This is a genomic window from Solibacillus sp. FSL R7-0668, assembly GCF_038006205.1.
Lineage (GTDB): Bacteria > Bacillota > Bacilli > Bacillales_A > Planococcaceae > Solibacillus.
On the sequence record NZ_JBBOUU010000001.1, the window covers coordinates 1421020 to 1437599 of the forward strand.

Below are 16580 nucleotides of genomic sequence, written 5' to 3' on the forward strand. Positions count from 1 at the left end.
AAATAAACAAGTATTTATTACTTCGTTAGAAAAGAGGCGCAGGAAATGATTTATTTAGACTATGCAGCAACAACACCAATGACTGAAGGCGCAATAGAAGCTTATAGCGAAGTCGCACGAAAACTCGCAGGCAATCCATCAAGCCTGCATGATATGGGAGGTGGTGCAGCGACTGCTATTAAGTGGGCAAGAAAGGTTATTGCCGATAAGCTTGATGTACATGAGGATGGAATTATTTTTACTGGTAGTGGTACGGAAGGAAATATACTAGCAATTTTGTCTCTAGCGAGGGGAGTCCATCGTGGAAAACATATTATTTCTTGCATGGCAGAGCATACGTCCGTTCATGCAGCATTAAATACAGTAGAACGGGAAGGTTTTGAAGTAACAAAGCTACCGCTAACAAAAGAAGGAATAATCGATTTAGCGAGTATAGAGTTGGCTATTCGCCCAGAGACGACGCTTATTACGATTCAGCATGTGAATTCAGAAATCGGCAGCATCCAGCCCGTCAAAGCAATTGCTGAGCTAGCAAACAAATTCGGAATTCCTATTCATATAGATTGTGTTCAGTCATTTTGTAAGTTAGATATAACGGATTTTTCGGGGCAGGTAGATGCTATCACTGTCTCAGCACATAAAGTGGGTGGACCTAAAGGCTGTGGGGCTATCTATATCAATCCGCATGTGCGAGCGACACCGGTATTTCCGGGAGTCACACATGAAAGGGGCTTACGAGGTGGAACACTGGATACACCAAGTATTGTTGCAATGGCAGTAGCTGTTGAAGAGTTTATGTATGATATCACCGATCAATGGCAGCTTCGCCAAGACCTCATCACATCACTTGATAAGAAAATATTTCAAGTAATCGGAGCTTCTCCCGAAAACCAGCTACCGAATATTTGCGGAATTTGTATGCGAGGGGTAGAAGGGCAATATGTCATGCTCAAATTAAATGAGGAGGGGATTGCCATTTCGACAGGGAGTGCCTGTGATGTGAACAGCGCATCAGGAACAAAGGCAATTCTCGCGATGGGAAAATCATTGACGGAAGCAAGACAATTTTTCCGCATTTCTTTTGGAAGTAAGACGAAGCACGAGGAAATAGTAAAGGTGCATGAGGCGTTAAATAAGATTAGTATGAATTCGAATGCATTTCTTTAATCGTAATCTAGCTTTTTTGGCGGAAATATGGTAATATTGAAATAATTTAAATGAACGGAGGTGAACAGAATGAATAAGTTAGCTATGGGGACAGGTGTACAAGTAGATACCGCTATGTATTTTGCACGTGTCATTACTTTTAAATTTGCGTCTAACGGGATAGGTCTGTCCTTTTTTAGACAATTTAAAAATAATGCGTAGCTAATTAACTTCATTCTTTTCACCATACTAATGGAAAGGCTGTCTCGTTAAGGAGCAGTCTTTTTTTCATGGAGAAAATAAGAAATTTGATTGTAAGCTACGCTATGGAGGCGTAGGAATATGCAGTTAAAAGCAGAAAATATAACAAAAACTATGGGTGGTAACACCATTTTTAAAGAACTTTCATTGGAAGTCAATACGGGAGCGCGCGTGGCGATAGTCGGTCGTAATGGAAGCGGGAAAACGACGCTATTTAAGGTACTAGCAGGAATCGAACAACCGGATCAAGGTCGTGTTATTAAAGCAAAGGGACAAACAATGGGCTATTTGCATCAAATTCCGAGCTACACAAATACAACCGTTTTTGATGTATTATCTGAAGCGTTTACTGAGTTACATGCAATGAAAGCAAGACTAACGGATTTAGAGCAGCGTATGCAGACGGATATGTCGGAGAAGATTCTAAATCAATATGGTGAAATACAGGAGCAATATCTTGCCAATGTCGGCTATGAAATTGAGGCGAAAATTGCTTCCATTGCGAGTGGATTAAAGATTACTAAGTTATTAGAGCAACCGTTTGACGCGTTAAGTGGTGGAGAAAAAACGAAGGTCATGCTAGCGCAAATTTTATTGCAACAGCCAGATATCCTTTTGTTAGATGAACCAACGAATCATTTAGATTTAGCCGCAACGGAATGGCTAGAAAACTATTTACATTATTTCAAAGGGACGGTTATTGTCATTTCGCATGACCGCATGTTTTTAAACAACATTGTGCAGTATGTTGCCGAAATTGAAGACGGAGAAATTTGGATGAGCAAGGGCAATTACGATCAATACCTTCAAAATAAAGAGGCAAAGATCGCGCAGCAATTTGCGGACTATCAAGAGCAACAGAAAAAGATTCAAAAAATAAAAGAGGCCATTCGTCGTCTTCGTCAATGGGCGAATGAAGCGTCTCCACCGAATCCGGATTTATTCCGAAAAGCAAAGGTCATGGAGAAAATGCTTGCTCGTATGGAATTAGTAAAAAAGCCAAAAACAGAGCGCCAAATGAATTTGCAACTAAAGGCAGAGGATCGAACAGGGAAAGAAGTGTTTATGCTACGCGATATTTCGCATGGCTTTGACCAGGATTTTTTATTTATGGATATTCAGCTATCTGTCTATTTTCAGGACCGTTTAGCAATTGTCGGAAATAATGGAACCGGAAAATCGACGCTAATGAAAATTCTACTTGGCCAATTGCAGCCGCTTGACGGGCAGGTAAAGCAAGGTAGTAATTTGAAAATTGGCTATCTCGCGCAGCAGTTCGACCAATTTAATCCGAAGCAACGATTAATCGATGCCTTTCGTGAGCAAGTGTCATTAACGGAATATGATGCGCGGCATATGTTGGCCCAGTTTTTATTTTACGGTCATGATGTATTTAAAAAAGTCGAGCAGCTCAGCGGTGGTGAAAAGATGCGCCTTTGTTTAGCACAATTAATGGTACAAAAATGCAATGTCCTTGTGCTGGATGAACCAACGAATCATTTAGATATTGAATCAAGAGAAGCCTTAGAAGAAGCGCTTGAACATTTTGAAGGTACGATTATTACGATTAGCCATGATCGCTATTTTTTACAAAAATTATTTACGAGAACGGCATGGTTAGAAAATCAGCAGCTCACAATCCATGAAGGTCCATTCGAGTGGGCACAAACAAAGCAAAGGGAGTTAGAAAAATGAATAAAATTGAACAGTATTGGCAACAATTTTGTGCGTTAGAAGGATTACAAAATATCCGTTTTACAGAAGCTTTTCAATTTGGCGAAAAGGCAGATTGGTTGGCAAGTCTCGTTGTTGGTGGAACAAAGACAGCCACTTGCTCAAGCCATCCTTTGTATGAAATCGAGGGAGATGCTTTACCCGCAGTAGGTGATTATCAAATTGTCTTAAACAGTCATGATGAGCCTGTTGCCATTATAAAATCCACTTCAATAGAAATTTATCCGTTTAATGAGGTGCCCGTTGATTTTGCGTTGGCAGAGGGAGAGGGGACTTACGAAGAGTGGAAAGAGGCGCATATCGCGTTCTTTGGTCGGCTATTACCTGAGTACAATCTACAATTTACAGAGGATATGCTGACGGTTTGCGATCGGTTTGAAAAAGTCTATCCGAAATAATGTACAACTTTTCGATGCGCTTACACGGATGTAGCTTAAATTCTTTTCATTTTTAATGCTAATACGCATAAATCGGTGATTAAAATGCAACCTTTTCTCCTGCGAATCGTTTAATAGTTGCATACAACAAAGATTTTTTGATATAGTGAATAATGTTTTTCTGATCTATTTGAAAAGCTTTTGAATGAAGAAAGAGTGAGATAAGGTGAAAGATTTAGTGGAGAAAAAAGGAATACAAATAAAAGGTTTTTTAGGAATCTATCTATTAGCTGTGTTGATGATTTGGCTAAAAACCTATATAACGCAATTGACGCAATTTAATTTAGGTGTTGAGGGAACGCTTCAACAATTTTTATTATTTATTAATCCGTTAGGCTCAGCATTGCTATTTTTATCGGTGGCCTTTCTATTTAGAGGCAAAAGTAAAATGAGTATGCTAGTCATCGTCTATACATTAATGACGATTTTATTATATTCAAATGTCATGTATTACCGCTTCTTTAGCGATTTTATTACATTACCGACGATTTTCCAAACGCAAAACTTTGGTGATTTAAGCGGCGGTGTGTTTGCGCTGTTCCGTCCATCGGATTTACTTTATTTCGTAGACGTTGCTTTTCTTATTTATTTACGTGTTGCGAAAAAGGAACAGTTTAAGCAAGTTAAAACAGGCTTTGTAATGCCAGTCATTGCGGTGGCCTTTGCGTTGATGATTTCTTCGACGAACTTATTTTTAGCAGAAAAGGATCGTCCAGATTTACTTGTGCGCGGCTTTGACCGTAGCTATATTGTTAAATATTTAGGCATGTACAATTATGCGATTTACGATACAGTAAAAACTGCAGAGGCATCTTCAGAACGTGCACTTGCGGATAGTAGTGACATCACGGAAATTATTAACTACACAAAATCAAATTATGCTGAACCAAACCCTGAATACTTTGGCTTAGCAAAAGATATGAACGTAATTTATTTACATTTAGAATCCATGCAAACATTTTTAATTGACTATGAATTACATGGTCAGCAAGTCACACCATTTTTAAATTCATTAGTGAAAAATGAAAATACATTATTCTTTGATAATTTCTACCATCAAACGGCACAGGGAAAAACATCTGATGCAGAGTTTATGCTAGAGAATTCATTATACGGCTTGCCACAAGGTTCGGCCTTTATTACGAAGGGGCAAAATACGTACCAAGCAGCACCGTCGATTTTAAAGGATTACGGCTATACATCGGCTGTATTCCATGGTAACGGGGGGACGTTCTGGAATCGAAATGTGGTTTATAATCAGTTTGGCTATGATAAGTTTTTCGATGCAAGTAGCTATGACACAACGGACCCTAAAAATATGGCGGAATATGGATTACTTGATAAGCCATTTTTCGAGCAGTCTAAAAGCTTGTTAGAGACATTACCACAGCCGTTTTACACAAAATTTATTACAGTGGCACATCACTTCCCATACAAAATGGATCAAGAGTTGGTCACAATTGATAAGGCGACAACAGGCGATGAAAGTGTTGATAATTACTTCCAAACTGCGCGCTATGCGGATGAGGCTATTGAAGAATTCTTTACGTATTTAAAAGAAACAGGTCTATTTGAGAACACAATGGTCGTGATGTATGGTGACCATTACGGAATTTCGGATAATCATAATAAAGCGATGGCGCAAATTATCGGTGAAGAAGTGACGCCAGTTGTGAATGCGGATTTACAGCGTGTGCCATTATTAATTTATGTACCAGGTATGGAGGGTGGCGTTAACCACACATATGGTGGACAAATAGACCTTCTACCAACTGTGCTCCATTTATTAGGCGTGGAAACACAAAACAATATTCACTTCGGTACTGATTTATTGTCAGCGGAGCATAATGAAGTCGTTCCTTTTAGAAAAGGAGATTTTGTTAGCCCTACGATTTATTCGCTAGATGGCAAATATTATGACCGTTCAACAGGTGAGCTTTTAGATGCATCGCAATTCGAATTAGCCGATCAGATGAAAGCGAATGTAGAACAAAAACTGAATTATTCAGATAAAGTAGTCAATGGAGATTTACTACGCTTTTACTCAAAAGATGGTAAAGTAATTTCAGAATAATTAATAACACCGCGCAATCCACTAAGGAGCGCGGTGTTTTTTGTTTGATGTTAAAATTATGAGAAAAAGATTAGCAGGTGAGTAGAATCGGACAAAAAATGGATGCACATGTGTTCAAAACAAGGTAGAAGCTGTATGACGCCTATTTAACGTTGCTTGAACAGCAAAAATTAGAACAACTAACGATTCAAGCATTGAGTGCACAAGCAAAGATTAATCGTGTAACCTTTTACAAGTATTTTCAAAATTTAGCGGACTTCCATGATCAGTTTGTAACGCACTATATTTTAGAATTGTATGAAGTAATGAGCCCGTTCCACTATAAACCATATTCAATAGGCTTTGAATATGGTGTGCTGCTGCAATTGCTAGAGCATATTCAGGAAAATCATAAACCTATAAAGTTTTATTGACATCACCAAATATCACGGACTTCAATAAAAAGCTATTAGCGCACTTCCAGCAGCGCATTGCAAAACATAAGACAGAACTTGCGCTATTTGATTTTCCTGGAACAGGGGTCGATCAGTTCTTTGTGGCTTGGTACGAGGTATCGGCATTATTTGGCACCATCATAATATAGGCACAGACGGATTTTACTTATAGCACTGCCCAATTAGCAGATGATATTGTTCGGCAAGCACCTCATGCGGATTAGTTTGGCTACACTTTTTGCTTTGTCTTATACTGAAAGCAATCAAACTGGGAGGCGAGTAGATGACAAATTATCAAGCTGGAATTTATAAAGGGGCTAATTTAGTAGCGGTAGAGGAGCGTTCGATGCCAGAAGTTGGGCCGAATGATGTGTGATTATGCAAGTATACCCCTTAAGCGAAATTCAAACAGCTTTTGAAACGGCAATTGCAGCCAAAGATTCCATTAAAGTAATTGTCGATTTAACGAAATAAGTCAACAACTAATAAAAGCCTGCTTCGAAGTGGGAAGCAGGCTTTTGACACGTTATGTTATTCGACAGCGTTTTCTAAAATGGAGAATGTACTATTGTCACAATCAATTTCAGCAAGTGCCCCGTACGGTAAAATAAACTTCGGCTCTGTATGCCCAAAATTTAAGTTATAAAGTACAGGCAAATGCTCGAGCTGATATTCCTTTAATACTTTTAAAATTTCTGCCTTGTATTCTTCGTAGTATTTTTCGTCTTGCGGTTTACCAAAAATAATGCCATTTGCTTGCTGTAAAATCCCTTGTAGGGCATAGTTACGCAGCCAATAACGTACATTGTTTGGCTTTGGCTTTTCTTCGGACGTTTCGAAAAACAGAATGCTGTCCTTCCACATTTCTTTATCAGGCCAAAGCTCCGTACCATTCACGAAATCTAACACCTCAATGCAGCCACCGATTAAGCGTCCTTGAACAACGCCTGATCCTTGTAGTACCTCATAGCCTTTGTTGTTACGCATCGTGCGGCGTGTATCTTTGTACGCCTGACTCCATGCCAAAAACTCACTCGTCCATTTTTCAGCAGGTTCAATAGTACCGATGACCTCATTTGAAAATAAGGTACGCTCAATGGATTCAATTGTATAAGGGTCCATTGCCACATTTTCCGCAAAATCTGTTAAAATAGCAGGTCCATAAAAGGATGAAACCCCTGCCTTCAAGCAAAATAAATGGGGAACGGTTGTGTCAGAATAGCCCATAAAAATCTTTGGATTATTATGAATCACATCAAAATCGATATATGGAAGTAGTCGAACACTATCCTCACCACCAATGTTTGCGATGATGGCCTTAATAGTGGGATCTTGAAACGCTGCCATAAAATCTTGGGCGCGTGCTTCCGGATGTTCGTATAAATACTGAGCCCCCTTCAAGCTATTCGGCATCGCAACGACATGTAGGCCAAATACTTCTTCTAGTCTTTGTACCCCTTGTTCATAGCGCCAGCGTAAATCGGACTCGCCAGCACCACCCCAAGACGGACTGATTGTGGCAACGGTATCACCACACTTTAATCTCATTGGCTTCTTTAGCATCCTCATCACCTCGTGTTTTTTGTAGTAAAATTATGTAAATGCTATTTTAGCGGATTCTGAAACATTTTACTAGCAAAAGTTCAATACTTATTTTCTTGCTTTTCATTTTGGGTAAAGTTTCCGGTATGAAATAGATTTATTAAAAAGATGATAGTAAGGCTTATTTAATGAAGGTGGATTGCTTTTACAAAAATGTCATTATAGTAGGAGTGTTAGTATAAAAAGAATCATAAGAAAAAGCCTGTAGAGGTGCTTTTGTATAAATAGTACCTTGAAAGAGAATTATTTTAGTGAAATTTTATTGTAGGAATAAATATTTTGCTCAATTTTGTTGGTTTTTAATAAATTGTTTAATAGAAATGTGCATTTAGTTTGATGTCTGAACAAAGGTAGTATGTTATATTAGAAAAATGATTAATAAATCGAGGTAATATAGGTTTTTATAATGGAGAGGGGTATTGATTTATGATGAAACAATTTAGTTTCAAATCAGTTAAGGCAAAAATACTAAGTGCCTTTTTAGTCGTAACAGTTTTCATATTCGGATTTAGTACATACAGTTATTTTGCAAATGCTCGAATTATTTCGACTGCTGAAAATATTGTCGAAAAGGAGCTAAAACTACTATCGGCGAGTGAAAAGTTGGCATCTACAGTCAGTCTTCGGACATCAGCATCGAAAAGCTATATACTGGATGGAAATGTTGCTGCGAAAGATTCATTTGAGGAGTATGTAAAAATAGCAGAGGAAAACTTCGCTATTATTAATGAACTAGAATCCAGTGAAGAATTATCAGAGCTTGCAGATAAGTCAAGAACATGGCGAGAGAATGTCCGAACACAAGTATTCGATGTATATGATAAGGGTGATAAAGAGCAAGCCATTCGAAACTTAGCCGAAACGGATTTACTTGCATTGGAAGTAATGACCGGCTATCAGGATTTCGCAAATGCAAAAAAAGAGTCTATTGATAAACTAGGTGCAGAGATGATTTCTCTTTCAAAGGCAACAAAGAACCTAGGTTCAGCCATTGGTGTGATTATCACTATTCTATCAGTGGCGGTTGCCTTACTTACAGCGCGTATTATTACTACACCGATTAAAGAAGTAGTGAAGAAAATAACAGCGATGGCAGATGGGGATATGAGCCAACCACCATTAAAACAAAAAACGCAAGATGAGGTTGGCGTACTTGTCCAATCTACGAATATAATGAATGAGAAACTTCATGGTTTGTTAAGCACGATTCATGAAGTTTCTGGAAATGTAGCAGCAAGTAGTGAAGAGCTAGCTCAATCAGCAATCGGTGTAAAGGACGGCTCACAGCAAATTGCTATGACTATGACAGACCTTGCAGAAGGTTCGGAATCACAGGCAAGTAGTGCAGGCGATTTAGCCAATATGATAGAAAACTTTAAAGGAAATGTACAGCAAGCAACCGATCAAGGAACAGCAATGGCCAATGATTCTCAAGCAGTTTTACAATTAACGGCAACAGGTCAGGGGTTAATGAATGCATCGACAGAGCAAATGGCTACAATAGACCGCATTGTACAAGAAGCTGTGTCAAAAGTTGAAGGGTTAAATAGTCAATCACAAGAAATTTCAAAATTAGTAGAAGTAATTGATGACATTGCCAATCAAACGAATTTACTCGCATTAAATGCGGCCATTGAAGCGGCAAGAGCGGGTGAGCAAGGAAAAGGCTTTGCGGTTGTTGCAGATGAAGTTCGTAAGCTAGCAGAGCAAGTATCGTTATCCGTTACAGATATTTCCTCAATCGTAACACGTATTCAAAGCGAAACGACGAATGTCACAATCTCACTGCAAACAGGGTATGACGAAGTGAAAAAAGGTACCGAACAAATAACGGAAACGGGCGAAACATTTGGCACGATTTCGACTGCTGTCACTCACATGTCAACAAATATTCAAAGCATTACAGAAAATCTTCAGGGAATTTCTACGACAACTGAGCAAATTAATCGCTCTATTGACGAAATTGCAGCGATTACTCAGGAATCAGCTGCTGGCGTAGAAGAAACAACAGCGACGATTGAGGAAACAGTAAGTACAATGGAAGAAATCGTGAATAATACAGATCAATTAGCAATTCTTGCTGAAAATTTAAATAACCAAGTACAACAGTTTAAATTATAGAAAATGAAGTCTTCATTGGGGTGTATCTGTGCACTCAATGAAGGCTTTTTTTATAAAGTAGAAGATATTAATATGTAATGGAATTTTTATAGTGAAATTCAGTTTATTTTTAACAGAATGACGTCGAAAAAATGTTTATGAAATAATTTTATATTCGAATCAATTTCATAAATCGATTTTTTCAAGAATTTAGACGAATACAATTTTTTGATTTTCATTTTTAAAAATTATGCAGCTGTGTTTTGTTCATTTAATTGTGCATTCAAACGATCAACGGCTAATTTGCAGGCATTATAAATAAACGTCACCAGATTGAAATGGAGCTTGGCTTTTCTACCTGTTCGATGACGGACATTATTTAATTGAAAATATTCTTTTAAGTAGGCATTCACACGTTCAACAGCTGTACGTTCTTTGTACAGTTTCTCCCATAATGCGGAGCCTCTTGCTGGATACGTATACTTGCGAATATCCGTTTCACACTTGATTTTAAAAACTTTTTGACACAGTGAATCCTCACGTAATGGACACGTTGCACATTCTTTTGGACGTGTAAATTTTAAACACTGATATTTCTCGTCATAGCTGTCGTAACAGTAGCTATGTTCACGTACGCACGTTGGACGGAAATTTTCATCGAAACCCAAGATTTCGGATTCACGACGTTTAACGTATGGAATGACTGCTTTCATGTCTTGATTTAAAATTTGTCGATAGATCGCTTTGTAATCATACCCTGCATCAAATATCGTTGTTGTAAATTGATTTGGCACGACTTCAGCTACCTTTTTTAACAGTGGAATGGCTGCTTTACTATCACTTAAATTACCAGACGACATCAAGCGTGCCACAATGTACTGACTTTTTGTCAAGACAGCTAAATGCCCTTTAAAGCCGAACCAGAACGTGTTTTTACCGTCACTATTTTTCTTGACACCCCACTTGGGTTCGATTGGGATGTCTCGCCAAAGTGTCGATGTTGGAATCGTTAATTGAGCTTCTAATTTCTTTTCATAGGTTGTAAGATTTGCCTCGATTTCTGCTTGTTCAGCGAGCCAGGCTTCATGCTCTTCTTTCGATTTGCGACCACGCTTTTTCGGGATTTTTTCCTTTTTCTCAGATGGTTTTGATGCATCGCGCGCTTCAAAATGTGTCGCGTCAAAAGCGAGATGTTCTTCCTCTAGAAATCCTTCTGTAAAGGCATTTTGGATGAGTTCATCTTGCATTTTATCAAAGACTTCTGATTGGCTAATCACATCGACCATACGTGAATAAGAAGAGTCAGAAGGTACTGAATCAGAAAGTAAAAAGCCGCAATCTAAACGAAAGATAAGATCATTTTTCAGACGCTTGATTAAATCTTTTACCGTTGGAATACGCTCAATAATACGAATCACGAGCGATTGAATCATCGCACTATAGTTTAATTCTCTTGGAGCGCCACGCATTGTCTTTTTACTAAACAGTTGAAAAATCGGCTGTAAATCAAAAGTAGCCAAAATCGCATCAAAACGATGAGAACTTTCCATTTCCATTAATTCATGGATGTCAAATAGACGCATTTGCTTTACAATAGTCATAGGGCATTCACCTCAGGGATAATTTTGGTTTGGTCACTTAAATTATACCAAATTGGGGAGGTGCCCTTTTTTTATTGTTTTGAAACCCATGGGAGACAAGGGGTTGGAATTATGAAATTAACTCATTCATAAAATCGTGTGAAATTTTTCATTTTTAATAATATATTGTTGTGAAATAAGTTAGACTATAGTAAATTTCAACTACTCAACAGGGTATATTTAACTATAATCTTTTTTTATTAGTAGTATTTTTATATAAGAAATGTGCAAATAGTTAATAGGAGATATAGGAGTGTTGTGCTATATTGGTTTATAGAAAATAAAATGTAATAAACTACATAAAATAGAAAGGACTGCTTAATATGAAGGGCAATAAAAGACTTCAATCTATTAAAAAAAGATTATTAACAGCATTCTTATTTGTATCTTTTTATATTGTTTGTTTTACGGTTTATAATTATTTTGCAAATGAGCGTTTAGTTTCGATGAGTGAAAGTTTGGTAAATGAAGAATTACAAGTACTTATAGCTAGTGAAAAAATGATGGAATCGATTAATAGTCGAAATTTGGCTCAGAAAAACTACGTATTATCAGGGAATAAAGAATATATCGAAGAGTTTGAGAGCTATAGTGAATTGGCAAAGGCTAATGGTAATCTTCTCGTGAATTTGGGTGCTGATGATAATTTATTGGAACTCAATGAAAAGGCTCAAGAATGGGAAAACATTGTCCAAACAAAAGTATTTGCTGAGTATGACAAAGGAAATTCTGAACAGGCCTATCAAAATATGATGGCTAACGATTATTTGGCTGATGAAATAAAAGAAGGCTATGCTACCTTAGTACAAGTGAAAGAAGAATCCATAAATGAAATGGGTCATGACATGGTTTCACAATTGAAGAGAAGTACAATTATTGGAATCATTGTTGGTCTTGTTATTGTAGCGCTTGCCATTATAACGGCATTTGTTATGTCAAAAATTATTGCTGATCCTATTAAAGCGGCGATTCAAAAATTAAAAGCGATTGCAGAAGGTGATTTAAGTCAGCCACCTTTAGTACATAAAGAAAAGGATGAAATTGGATTACTGATTGAGTCGACGAATACTGTGAATAGCATGCTTCAGAATGTGCTTGGATCGATTCAAGATATATCTGAAAATTTAGCAGCAAGCAGTGAAGAGCTGGCGCAATCAGCGGTCGGTGTCAAAGATGGTTCACAGCAAATCGCCTTGACCATGACAGACCTGGCGGAAGGCTCAGAATCACAAGCAAATAGTGCAGGTGATTTAGCCAATATGATGGAAAACTTTAAAGGGAATGTACAGCAAGCAACCGACCAAGGTGCGACAATGGCCAATGATTCCCAAGCAGTACTACAATTAACGGCATCAGGTCAAGGGTTGATGAATGCATCGACAGAGCAAATGGCTACAATAGACCGCATTGTACAAGAAGCCGTGTCAAAAGTTGAAGGATTAAATAACCAATCACAAGAAATTACAAAATTAGTTGAGGTAATTGATGGCATTGCCAATCAAACGAATTTACTCGCTTTAAACGCAGCTATTGAAGCAGCAAGAGCGGGTGAACAGGGGAAAGGCTTCGCAGTTGTGGCGGATGAAGTTCGTAAACTAGCAGAGCAAGTATCGTTATCCGTTACAGATATTTCCTCAATCGTAACACGTATTCAAAGCGAAACGACGAATGTCACAATGTCACTGCAAACAGGCTATGACGAAGTGAAAAAAGGTACCGAGCAAATAACGGAAACGGGCGAAACATTTGGCACAATTTCGAAAGCAGTCAATCGCATGTCAACGAATATTCAAAGTATCACAGAAAATCTTCAGGGAATCTCGAACACAACTGAGCAAATTAATCGCTCTATTGACGAAATTGCAGCGATTACTCAAGAATCGGCCGCTGGTGTAGAACAAACAACGGCGACGATAGAGGAAACAGTAGGTACAATGGAAGAAATCGTAACTAGCTCCGAACGTTTAGCGACAGTAGCTGAAGAAATTAATACAAAAATGCAACAGTTTAAGCTTTAAAAATAATAGGGCCTCCAAACGTATGTGTAGCTGCGTATGTTTGGAGGTTTTTTGTAGATTTTTATATGTGGTTGTGATGTGTTTCATTGTGTACTTTACATTTACATCGAGGTGAAGCGGGAAATATAGTGATTCGAGCGTAATTAAAAAGTCGTGCATTTTGGTGCTGAATGATAAAAGAATTTATTTCAGTAGGTGGCGTGATGGTTTTTTAGCGTTTTTAGTATTCCTTTTTAAATAAGCAAATAATAAAATCCTCAAGACCAAACTCATCATCCGCTAAGTGGGTGTGCAACATATCACGTATTTCCATCTCTTTAAAATGATGAAAGATGGCTTGGAATTTTTCTTTAGAATAGCCGATACCGCCATGTAAGCTTCGATCAATATAATATTGTTCATCTGCAAGTGCGGAGCCGCCGTATTTGCCATGTTCTTTAAAGGCACTAATGGAAAAATAGCCATCACGTTTTAAATGCTGATGGAGAAACTGTAAATAAGTTATTCTTTGATGTGGGGCTAAGTGATGAAAACAGCCAGAATCGTAAATAAAATCAAATGACTCATGTGGCAATTTTAAGTTGAACATATTATCGCAGTAAAATTCAATCTCCACATTTTGTAAGCTAGCTTGTTGAGTTGCCCAACGTATAGCCTCCTCTGATAAATCAACAGCCGTTACCGTGAAGCCTTGTTTCGCTAAATAAATCGCATTTCGTCCATTGCCACAGCCAATTTCAAGCACACGTCCACGTTCAATCATTTTGTTCTCAACATATTTCTTCAAATGCTCATCAACGCGGTCACAAAAAAATGGAATGTCCTTATCTTTATGCTCCTTATAGAATGAATCCCAAAATTGAGTTGGCTCTCTTAATAAAGTGTCTAAGAGATCATATACATCCTGCTCATCTTTTACTAACATAAAATCCCTCCTTTATAGTAAAAATTGTAATATAATGGAGGATGGGGGATGTTACATTGAGTTTATAAATATGTTAAATTAATTGTTAATTTATTGTATAGAATGCTGTGAAAATGTATTTTAAGAGTGCTCTTTTTATAGTTGCAAAGTTTTTATTTAATAGTTGAGGGGAATTGTACGTGAACTATTTAAAGTTGTATAGGGTAGAAATAGGAGGCTTTCACAGAGCCTTATGAAATCTGGAATGTTACATTTATTACGAATATTACAATCGTAGGAAAATGAAAGGAGTATCTTTTATGCAAATACGTAGCTTTAAAAAGGAAGACGTTATTACACTAACAAGTTTAATGAAACAGCTCGGCTATCCTACAAACTTTACTCAACTACAAGATCGTTTTGAAAAGCTTATTAAATTACCAAACTATCATGTCTTTATTGCGGAGCTTGAAGGGGAAGTAGTTGGATTTACGGGGTTTATGAAACAATGGGCGTTTGAATATGATGGACCATATGTAAGGGTTTTAGCTTTTGTTGTAAATGAAAAGCAACGTCGAAAGAATATCGGTCAGTGCTTAATGCAGGAAGTTGAAAATTGGGCGCGAAATAATGATTGCATGAGAGTTACATTAAATAGTGGAAATCGGGAAGAACGAAAGGCAGCACATCTATTTTATGAACGTTTAGGTTACGTTGCGAAGAGTACGGGATTTTCGAAAATATTGAGGAACTAAAGTATGAAATTTATCGAATTTGGCATCGGCAATAGATGGCTTGTACGAACAGAAACGGAATTAACGGATGGCACAGAATACGAAGAGAAGGGGATTATTGGTCCAATTCAATTTCGGTCAGCCTATATACGAGTATGGATTTGGAAGACGGTGCTTATTCTTGATTTAAAGGAAGGCATAAAGCTTAAAAGGAAAAATCGTAATATGTTTAAGGTGATTTTTGGTGTTGGGAGTAAGAATTGAAGAAAGGATGAAAACGTCTTCGGAATTCCTATGAAGACGTTTTTTTGATTTCTATCTCAAACTTTCTGAATTAATAGAATACATATTTCGAATTAATAAGTACGACGCCATTGAAATAATCGCTAATAGTAAAAAAATAAAGTTCATTCCCATTATAGAGGCAATGACACCTAAAAGCGGGCTAATACAAACAACACTGCCTTGATTAATAATCATTCGAAAGCTCGCCATTTTCCCATTAAAACCCGCAGCAGTATGCATTTGTTGAACTGCTTGAAAGTGGCTTCGAATCCAGGTTGTTAACAATCCTATTAAAAATAAGCTAATGCCAATAATAAGATGACTTTTACTAAATACACAAAGTATCAAAGCGAGGCTAAGAAGCAAAAATGCAGTGTGTGAGAAAATACGGTTTAATTTTGTTAAGAATTGCTTTGAACATAATCCGATAGAGATACCGCCTACCGTTAATATTATTTGTAGATAGCCATAAACAGCCGCATTATTTGCGAACGTTTCATACGTAAAGGCAGCTAAAAATCCTGTTGTGCAATGTGTAATTACTTGACCAGAGCCAAGTATAACGAAGAGTTTCCAAAATAGCGAGTTCGTTTTTATGTAACGAAAGCCATCCTTTAAATCTTGATGAATCGTAGTATGAATCTTTGTCTTTACTTGAATAGTATTAGGTAATGTGTAAGAAATCGTAAAAGTAATTGCTACGGAAAAAAGCATGAGTAGTAAAACAGATAGATTCGAGTAATCTACAAGTTGACTAGCGATAAATGAACCAATTACTCCGCCAAAAATTGAAATAGAGGCGGACTTTGTAAATAGATAAGGTAATCGCTCGTGTTCAAACAATTGTGTCATATACACTTGTACAGATGGTCTAAAAATACTACCACCTAGTTGTAAAAGCATGTGTGATAAGAATAGCATATAGATGGAATCCAATTGAAAGCTTATTAGCATATTGAATAGTGCGATTGTGATAACAATAATGGCGATTTGAATCATCCTTTTGCTATCTCGTCGGTCAACAATTGCTCCGATATATAGATTGGCAATTAAGCTTGGAACAAATCCTAAGCTAACGTAAAGCCCAGTTAATAGCAAACTTCCGGTCGTTGCAAAAATTGTCCAAGAGCTTAACACTAAAAATGCACCGCTTATTAAATCAAGCGAAAATTGAATACAAAATATTTTTTTAACATAGGGCATCCCATTCA

Annotated in this window: 14 protein-coding genes; 10 read left to right on the forward strand and 4 right to left on the reverse strand. The window is 37.4% G+C overall.

Features of this window, described 5'->3' with window-relative positions; all coding sequences use genetic code 11:
- Positions 1-45 precede the first annotated feature (45 nt).
- The 6 genes from MKX47_RS06755 (at position 46) to MKX47_RS06780 (ending at position 6065) form a co-directional block, all read left to right on the forward strand.
- Positions 46-1167 (forward strand): cysteine desulfurase family protein, encoded by a 1122-nt coding sequence (locus MKX47_RS06755; protein WP_340772358.1) that lies wholly within the window; start codon positions 46-48, stop codon positions 1165-1167.
- Positions 1168-1236: 69 nt separating this feature from the next.
- Positions 1237-1368, forward strand: coding sequence for an RAxF-45 family protein (locus tag MKX47_RS06760; RefSeq protein WP_340772359.1), 132 nt, complete (start codon positions 1237-1239; stop codon positions 1366-1368).
- A gap of 120 nt (positions 1369-1488) precedes the next feature.
- Entirely contained in the window at positions 1489-3102 is a 1614-nt protein-coding gene (gene abc-f, locus MKX47_RS06765) for a ribosomal protection-like ABC-F family protein (RefSeq protein WP_340772360.1), read from the forward strand.
- On the forward strand, positions 3099-3539 hold the full coding sequence (locus MKX47_RS06770; RefSeq protein WP_340772361.1) for an ASCH domain-containing protein: 441 nt from the start codon (positions 3099-3101) through the stop codon (positions 3537-3539). The genes abc-f and MKX47_RS06770 overlap by 4 nt, the downstream gene beginning before the upstream one ends.
- Before the next feature lie 205 nt (positions 3540-3744).
- Entirely contained in the window at positions 3745-5652 is a 1908-nt protein-coding gene (locus tag MKX47_RS06775) for an LTA synthase family protein (protein ID WP_340772363.1), read from the forward strand.
- A gap of 152 nt (positions 5653-5804) precedes the next feature.
- The gene (locus tag MKX47_RS06780; protein ID WP_340772364.1) at positions 5805-6065 is read left to right on the forward strand and encodes a hypothetical protein; all 261 of its coding nucleotides are present in this window, start codon (positions 5805-5807) and stop codon (positions 6063-6065) included.
- Positions 6066-6617: 552 nt separating this feature from the next.
- Here the strand turns inward: MKX47_RS06780 and MKX47_RS06785 are convergent.
- Complete coding sequence (locus MKX47_RS06785) at positions 6618-7649, reverse strand: S66 family peptidase (RefSeq protein ID WP_340772365.1); 1032 nt, start codon at positions 7647-7649, stop codon at positions 6618-6620.
- A gap of 465 nt (positions 7650-8114) precedes the next feature.
- Here MKX47_RS06785 and MKX47_RS06790 point away from each other — a divergent pair, with 465 nt between their 5' ends.
- Positions 8115-9809 carry a methyl-accepting chemotaxis protein gene (locus tag MKX47_RS06790; protein WP_340772366.1) on the forward strand — a complete coding sequence of 565 codons (1695 nt, stop codon included), beginning with the start codon at positions 8115-8117 and terminating at the stop codon, positions 9807-9809.
- 227 nt (positions 9810-10036) lie between these two features.
- On the opposite strand, the gene MKX47_RS06795 is transcribed toward MKX47_RS06790, so the two are convergent.
- Positions 10037-11389, reverse strand: a complete 1353-nt coding sequence (locus tag MKX47_RS06795) for a transposase (RefSeq protein ID WP_340770684.1) — start codon at positions 11387-11389, stop codon at positions 10037-10039.
- A 362-nt stretch (positions 11390-11751) separates the two neighbouring features.
- Between MKX47_RS06795 and MKX47_RS06800 the strand changes: the two genes are divergently transcribed.
- Positions 11752-13446, forward strand: a complete 1695-nt coding sequence (locus tag MKX47_RS06800; RefSeq protein WP_340772367.1) for a methyl-accepting chemotaxis protein — start codon at positions 11752-11754, stop codon at positions 13444-13446.
- A gap of 220 nt (positions 13447-13666) precedes the next feature.
- On the opposite strand, the gene MKX47_RS06805 is transcribed toward MKX47_RS06800, so the two are convergent.
- On the reverse strand, positions 13667-14371 hold the full coding sequence (locus MKX47_RS06805; protein ID WP_340772368.1) for a class I SAM-dependent methyltransferase: 705 nt from the start codon (positions 14369-14371) through the stop codon (positions 13667-13669).
- A 299-nt stretch (positions 14372-14670) separates the two neighbouring features.
- Between MKX47_RS06805 and MKX47_RS06810 the strand changes: the two genes are divergently transcribed.
- The gene (locus tag MKX47_RS06810) at positions 14671-15105 is read left to right on the forward strand and encodes a GNAT family N-acetyltransferase (RefSeq protein ID WP_340772369.1); all 435 of its coding nucleotides are present in this window, start codon (positions 14671-14673) and stop codon (positions 15103-15105) included.
- 3 nt (positions 15106-15108) lie between these two features.
- Positions 15109-15348, forward strand: a complete 240-nt coding sequence (locus MKX47_RS06815) for a DUF3977 family protein (protein ID WP_340772370.1) — start codon at positions 15109-15111, stop codon at positions 15346-15348.
- Positions 15349-15399: 51 nt separating this feature from the next.
- On the opposite strand, the gene MKX47_RS06820 is transcribed toward MKX47_RS06815, so the two are convergent.
- On the reverse strand, positions 15400-16572 hold the full coding sequence (locus MKX47_RS06820) for an MFS transporter (protein WP_340772371.1): 1173 nt from the start codon (positions 16570-16572) through the stop codon (positions 15400-15402).
- Positions 16573-16580 lie beyond the last annotated feature (8 nt).